Origin of the sequence: uncultured Sphingomonas sp. (assembly GCF_913778135.1) — a bacterium.
GTDB lineage: Bacteria > Pseudomonadota > Alphaproteobacteria > Sphingomonadales > Sphingomonadaceae > Sphingomonas.
Map to the genome: position 1 here is coordinate 1 of NZ_CAJYVU010000106.1, position 6,512 is coordinate 6,512.

Genomic DNA, 6,512 nt, shown 5'->3' on the forward strand with positions numbered 1-6,512 from the left:
CCGTATTTCTATGACACCAACATGGCGTGCAACAAGCGCAAGCCCGGGTCGGGCTGCGCCGCGATCGGCGGTTATTCGCGCCAGCTTGGCGTGATCGGCGTGTCGGACAAGTGCATCGCGACCTTCCCCGGCGACATGGCGGTCGCGATGCGCGTGCTAGACGCCTATGTCGAGACGATCGACCCGGCCGGACAGCGCCGCGCCATACCGATGGCCGACTTCCACCGTCTGTGGGGTGACAACCCTGAGCAGGACACGGTGCTGAAATCCGGTGAGCTGATCACCGCGGTGACGTTGCCCAAGCCGATCGGCGGCAAGCATTTCTACGAAAAGGTGCGTGACCGCGCATCCTACGCCTACGCGCTCGTGTCGGTCGCCGCGGTGATCCAGCCCGACGGCACGGGCCGCGTCGCCTTCGGCGGCGTCGCGCCGCGTCCGTGGCGGGTCGAGGCGGCAGAGGCGCTTCTGCCGAAGGGTGCCGCCGCGGTCACCGCGCGCGCGTTCCAGGGCGCGACCCCGACGAAGGACAACGCCTTCAAGCTTCCGCTCGCGACCCGCGCGCTCGCTTCCGTCATCGCGCAAGCAGCCAGTCAGAAAACGGGGGCATAAAGCCATGAAGTTCGACACACCCGCCGGGCAGAACCCGATCGACCGGATGCAGGTCGTCGGTCGCGCGATGAACCGCATCGACGGTCCGCTGAAGACCACAGGTACGGCTCCGTACGCCTACGAACATCACGCCGAGGTGCCAAACGCCGCCTACGGCTATCTCGTCCCCGCGGCGATCGCGAAGGGGCGGATCGCCGACATCGACACCCGCGCGGCGAAAGCGGCGCCGGGCGTCCTCGCGATCGTGACCGCCAAGGATGCCGGGCCGCTCGGCAAGGGCGACAAGAACACGGTCAAGCTGCTCGCCGGCCCTGACGTCGACCATTATCACCAGGCGGTCGCGGTTGTCGTCGCCGAGACGTTCGAGCAGGCTCGCGCCGCCGCCGGGCTGGTCCGCGTCGATTACGCGCGCGGCGCGGCGCAGTTCGACCTCGATCAGGCGCTGAAAACCGCGCCGCTCACCGGTGGGTCAAGCGGCGAGGGTAGCGGCGCGCCGGCGGTCGACCGCGTCGGCAAGTTTGAGCAGGCATTCGCCGCCGCAGCCGTGACGCTCGACCAGACCTACTCGACCCCTGATCACAGCCACGCGATGATGGAGCCGTTCGCGTCTATTGCGGCGTGGAACGGCGACGAGCTGACGTTGTGGACCTCCAACCAGATGATTAATTGGGGACACGAAGATCTCGCCAAGACGCTGGGTATGCCGAAGGAGAAGATCCGCTTCATGTCGCCGTATGTCGGCGGCGGATTTGGCGGAAAGCTGTTCCTGCGCACCGACGCGGTGATGGCGGCACTGGGTGCGAAGGCGGCGGGGCGTCCGGTCAAGCTGGCGCTGTCGCGCCCCGTGATGACCAACAACGCGACACACCGCCCGGCGACGCGTCAGCGCATCCGCATCGGGGCGCAGAAAGACGGCACGATCACCGCGATCGCGCACGAGAGCGGGTCGGGCGACCAGCCGGGCGGCAGCCCGGAGACGGCGGTCAACCAGACCAAGTTGCTCTACGCGGGCGCCAATCGCATGATCTCGATGCGCCTCGCAGTGCTTAATCTTCCCGAAGGCAATGCGATGCGCGCCCCGGGCGAGGCGCCCGGCATGATGGCGCTAGAGATTGCGATGGACGAGATGGCTGAAAAGCTGGGCATGGACCCGGTCGCCTTCCGCATCAAGAACGACACCCAGGTTGATCCGGAAAAGCCCGAGCGGCGCTTCTCGCAGCGCGAGCTGGTGCGGTGTTTGAACGAGGGCGCGCAGCGCTTCGGCTGGTCGCGCCGCAACGCCAAACCGGGCCAGGTGCGCGACGGCAAGTGGCTGGTCGGCATGGGCGTGGCGTCGGCGTTCCGCAACCACATGAACATGCCCTCGGCCGCGCGCGTGCGCCTCGGGCAGGACGGCGTCGTCACGGTCGAAACCGACATGACCGACATCGGCACCGGCAGCTACACGATCATCGCGCAGACCGCAGCCGAGATGATGGGCGTGCCCGTCGAGACAGTCGTCGTGAAGCTGGGTAGCTCGGCCTATCCCGTCTCGGCCGGATCGGGCGGGCAGTTCGGCGCGGCGAACGCGACCGCGGGCGTCTATGCCGCCTGCGTCAAGCTGCGCGATCAGGTAGCGCAGCGGCTGGGCTTCAACTCGGCCGACATGGTGTTCGAGGGCGGCAAGGTCACCAGCGGCAATCGCTCCGCCGACTTGCGTCAGGCGGCGCAAAGCGGTGAGCTGGTCGGCGAGGACAAGATCGAGTTCGACAAGCTCGACAAGGCCTATCAGCTTTCCACCTTCGGCGCGCATTTCGTCGAGGTTGGCGTCGATGCCTATACCGGCGCGACGCGGCTCCGGCGGATGCTGGCCGTGTGCGCGGCGGGGCGGATCATCAACCCCAAGTCGGCGCGCAGCCAGGTAATCGGTGCGATGACGATGGGTGTGGGCTCGGCGCTGATGGAGGAATTGGCGGTCGACAAGCGTTTCGGGCTGTTCATCAACCACGACCTCGCCAGCTACGAGGTCCCGGTTCACGCCGACATCCCGCACCAGGAGGTCGTGTTCCTGCCTGAGGCGGACGACAAGGCCAACCCGATGAAGGCCAAGGGAGTCGGCGAGCTGGGATTGTGCGGCGTCGGCGCGGCCGTAGCCAATGCGATCTACAACGCGACGGGTGTGCGGGTACGCGATTATCCGATCACACTCGACAAGCACCTGGAAAAACTGCCCGCGGTGGCGTGATCAACAGTGGGGAGGTTTTGTGCCTCCCCCTGTCCGTCCGCAAAACGCCCTACCCCGCCGCGAGCTGGTCGCGGGCGATGCGTTGCAGTGCACTCGCCTGTTCGCGCGACAGGCCCAGCGTATCGGCGGCCTGCTCACCGGGGCCGAGCGTTGTCGGGTCGATACCGGTGACGCGGCCGAACACCACCAGCGCCTCCAGATAATAGCCCGCGGTGCTGGCGTGGTACTGGTCGAAACTCCACAGGTCGATCTGTCCGAAGTTGACCCCATCATAGGGGTTCGGATCGGCGACGCCGGTCGAAAAGGCGCGGTTCCACGCCTGTCCGACCGGCAGCACGCCCGCGACGAGTGGATTGACCGCGCGCGCGCGATCGGCCGCGGCGCGCAGCTCGAGCGCCATCAGCGTGATCGGCTTGTTCGACCACGGTCCGCCGGGCGTACGATACACTTGGTCGGCGCGCGACCAGGTCGCGGTCAGCTGGATCTGTACCTGCGGGTTGCGCCGCGCGAACAGCCGCGACAGTCGCGCGACATCGTTGATGTAGGCGCGCGGATCGCCCGGACGCTCGGGATCGAGCGTGCTATATTCCTGTAGCACCACCACGTCCCACGCGCGGTCGAACAACCGCCGGCGCTTGTCATAGTGGAAACCGAGCGTCCTGCCGCCCTGCACCTCCAGGCTGACCTGATAGTCGAGCCCGGCCTGTAGGGTGAACGCCTTGAACAAGGCCGGCACCCCGCCGTAGCCCGCGCCGTTCAGGTCGGTGACTGTGTCCGCGCGCCAGTTACGTACCGGCGAGTTGGCGCCGAAGGTGAAGCTGTTGCCGATGAACAGGATCGTGCGCGTTGCGCGCGTGGCGGCGACCGGCGGGGGCGTGACGCTGCGCTGCGCCGTGGCAGGACCGACCGCCGCGACCATCACCAGCGCTGATGCAACCGCGCCCGACACCCACCTTGTCATGTCACCCCCTTGTCGCAGCACATCAGCCACGCTCAACGCGCCGCACCGCGATCGTTCCGCCGCTCAGGCGAGGAGCGCGAGCAGCGCGAAGCTCGCCAGCCAGTGCGTCCCCATATAATCGTCGGCGAGGTGCGGCAGGCTCGCCGCCAGATGCCGCTCGGCAGCATCCAGCGCCGCGGCTGCGACCGGGTGGTCGGGACCAAGAGCCTTTGCCAGCGAGCGCCAGCACCACGTACGGCTGAGGTTCAGTCCGTCCAGGTGCGCGATCTTGCCGTCGCTGCGATCGGACACGGTCGCGGGCGTGAACAGCGTCGCGGGCTCGCCCTGCGTCAGGTTGGGCAGGAACGCGTCGAACCAGTCGCGGAACGCGGGGCCGGGCAGCACACGGCTCATCAGCAATGCCTCGCCGAGCGCGGGCGACAGGAACTCGTCCCCGCCCGGCTCCCACGCCTGACACGCGCGGTCACCTGCAAACCAGTCGCGCGCGCGTTGCTCGATCAGCGCAGCCAGCGCCTCGTCGTGCCGCTGCGCCCACTCATGCGCGAGTGTGAGGGCAAAGGCGGTGTTAAAGTGCGTGCCGACACGCAACGGGTAGGTCAGCTTGGGCAGGAACGCCGCGAAGCGATCGGCGAACGCACGCGCGAGCGGATCGAGCGCCTCGCTCCAGCTCGCATCGTGCCGCACCGCCTCGCCGTGGAGCGCCAGCAGCCACGCCCAGCCGTACGGCCGCTCGAACCCGCCGCTGTACGGCCGGTCGAGGAAGGCGCGTTCACCCGCCACGTTCGCCCGCGTGAATATGGCATCGGCGCGGGCGCGGATTTCTGCGGCCTCGGCCATTCCCGGATAATGCCGCAACAGCGTCAGCAGCTGCCACCAGCCGTGGACGCAGCTGTGCCAATCGAAGCTGCCATGAAAGATCGGGTGGAGCACGCGCGGGGGTAGCAGATCGTCGTCGCTGACCAGCACCTGATCGAGCTTGTGCGGATATTCCTGCCCCACATGGCCGAGCGTCAGCCGGGCGAAGGTCGCCGCGCGGGCGGGGTCGAGCTTGGTCATCGCAGCACCGCGTAAAGCAGCAGGATGTTGAACGCGAGCAGCGGCAGCGCGGTCGGCACCTGCGCGCGGATCACACCGCTGCGGTCGCGAAGCTCAAGCAGTGCGGCGGGCACGAGATTGAAGTTCGCCGCCATCGGCGTCATCAACGTGCCGCAGAAGCCCGCGAGCATCCCGATCGCGGCGATCGGCGCGGCGTTGCCCGTCTCGCCCCCGCCCGCTCCATGCATCAGGATCGGTACACCGATCGCCGCCGCCATCACCGGAAATGCGGCAAAGGCATTGCCCATCACCATCGTGAACAGCGCCATACCCAGCCCGTAGGCGGCGACCGCGCCCAGCAGGCTTCCGCTCGGTATCGCATAGGCCGCGAGGCGCCCGACCACCTCGCCCACCCCCGACAGCGCGAACACGGCACCGAGGCTCGCCAGCATCTGCGGCAACACCGCGGCCCAGCCGACATCGTCCATCAGCCGGCGTCCCTCGCGCAAGGGTGCGGACAGGCCGGGGCGCAGCCAAAGGAGGCAGGCGGTGATAGCGGCAAGCACGCCGATCGTTAGCGCGACCAGTGTCGCCTGTTTCAAATCGACCAATGCCGGCAATGCCTTGAACGCGATCGTGCCGGCGAGCGCGGCGGCGGGGATCATCAGCGCGGGCACGAACAGCCCGTTTCCGCGCGGACGCGGTAGATCGCCACTCGCGTGACCGCGTGTCATCCGCCCCGACGCCGCCACCGCGACGAGCGCCAGGACGAGCAAACCGTTGCCCACATCGCCCAGCCGGTCGCCGAACCAGAAACTCGTCGCGATCAGCGCGTAAAAGGCGGCATTGGCGAGCCGACGCGGTCGCTCCACCATGGCGAGCAGCGCGAAGCCGGCGAAGGCAGCGCCCGCGACCGCGTAGACGAAGTTGAGCCCGATCACGCCGCCGACCGCTTCCGCCGCGCCAGCCGATGATCGAGCAGCAACAGCCGCGCGCCGTGGATCAGGAACGCCGCCGCCGCGGACGGGATCGCCCAGACCGAGAGCTGGAACGGCTCCAACTCGATGCCATAGCCTTGCAGCACGCCCTTCATCAGCAGGATCGATCCGATCGCGAGGAAGATGTCCTCGCCAAAGAACAGCCCGATATTGTCGGTCGCCGCCGCCATCGCCTTTACGTGTTCCGCCTCGCCGGCGCCGCCCGCCTGCATCTCGGCCGCGGCCTCCGCCATCGGCGCGACGAGCGGACGAACGGTCTGCGCCGGCCCCGCAACCGAGGTGAGACCGAGCGCGGCGAACAATTGCCGGAACAGGAGGTAGCCGACGAGCAGCCGCCCCGCAGTCACCCCGCGCATCCGCCCGATCAGTGCGCGGGCGCGCGCCTGCAACCCGTAGCGCTCCAGCACGCCGATGACGGGCAGCACGATATAGATCGCCGACACGTAGCGGCTGTCGTTGAACGCCTTCCCGAACGTGGCGAGGATGCGAACCGGATCGAGCCCGGCGGCGAGCCCCGTCACAAGTGCGGAGACGACCACCACCAGCATCGGATTGAAACGCAGCAGGAAGCCCAGTGCGATCACCGCGATGCCGGCGAGCACCAGCATCAGCGCGCATCCTCGCGCGCCGGCGCGCCGTCGTCAGGGCCGTAGCCGCCACCGCCCGGCGTCTCGATCACGAACAC

6 protein-coding genes are annotated in these 6,512 nt (G+C 68.2%); 2 read left to right on the forward strand and 4 right to left on the reverse strand.

What is annotated here, in order from left to right:
• Together QZ847_RS10110 and paoC are read left to right on the forward strand one after the other, a co-directional pair.
• Positions 1–609 (forward strand): FAD binding domain-containing protein (locus QZ847_RS10110; RefSeq protein WP_294356178.1); only part of this gene is annotated, 609 nt, incomplete at its 5' end.
• A 4-nt stretch (positions 610–613) separates the two neighbouring features.
• Positions 614–2,833: an aldehyde oxidoreductase molybdenum-binding subunit PaoC gene (paoC, locus tag QZ847_RS10115; RefSeq protein ID WP_294356180.1), complete on the forward strand. Its 2,220-nt coding sequence runs from the start codon at positions 614–616 to the stop codon at positions 2,831–2,833.
• A gap of 49 nt (positions 2,834–2,882) precedes the next feature.
• Here the strand turns inward: paoC and QZ847_RS10120 are convergent, their stop codons facing one another.
• The 4 genes from QZ847_RS10120 to QZ847_RS10135 all read right to left on the reverse strand — a co-directional run bounded on the left by QZ847_RS10120 (position 2,883) and on the right by QZ847_RS10135 (position 6,435).
• Positions 2,883–3,794 (reverse strand): PEP-CTERM sorting domain-containing protein, encoded by a 912-nt coding sequence (locus tag QZ847_RS10120; RefSeq protein ID WP_294356182.1) that lies wholly within the window; start codon positions 3,792–3,794, stop codon positions 2,883–2,885.
• A gap of 63 nt (positions 3,795–3,857) precedes the next feature.
• Positions 3,858–4,850 (reverse strand): DUF2891 domain-containing protein, encoded by a 993-nt coding sequence (locus QZ847_RS10125; protein WP_294356184.1) that lies wholly within the window; start codon positions 4,848–4,850, stop codon positions 3,858–3,860.
• Entirely contained in the window at positions 4,847–5,770 is a 924-nt protein-coding gene (locus tag QZ847_RS10130; RefSeq protein WP_294356186.1) for a DUF979 domain-containing protein, read from the reverse strand. The genes QZ847_RS10125 and QZ847_RS10130 overlap by 4 nt, the downstream gene beginning before the upstream one ends.
• A complete protein-coding gene (locus tag QZ847_RS10135; protein WP_294356188.1) occupies positions 5,767–6,435 on the reverse strand; it encodes a DUF969 domain-containing protein in 669 nt (222 codons plus the stop codon). Before QZ847_RS10135 ends, QZ847_RS10130 begins: the two co-directional genes overlap by 4 nt.
• Positions 6,436–6,512: the final 77 nt, after the last annotated feature.

Coding starts and splice junctions, on each gene's coding strand:
- paoC (WP_294356180.1), top strand. CDS start 614: ATGAAGTTCGACACACCCGCCGGGCAGAACCCGATCGACCGGATGCAG.
- QZ847_RS10120 (WP_294356182.1), bottom strand. CDS start 3,794: ATGACAAGGTGGGTGTCGGGCGCGGTTGCATCAGCGCTGGTGATGGTC.
- QZ847_RS10125 (WP_294356184.1), bottom strand. CDS start 4,850: ATGACCAAGCTCGACCCCGCCCGCGCGGCGACCTTCGCCCGGCTGACG.
- QZ847_RS10135 (WP_294356188.1), bottom strand. CDS start 6,435: ATGCTGGTGCTCGCCGGCATCGCGGTGATCGCACTGGGCTTCCTGCTG.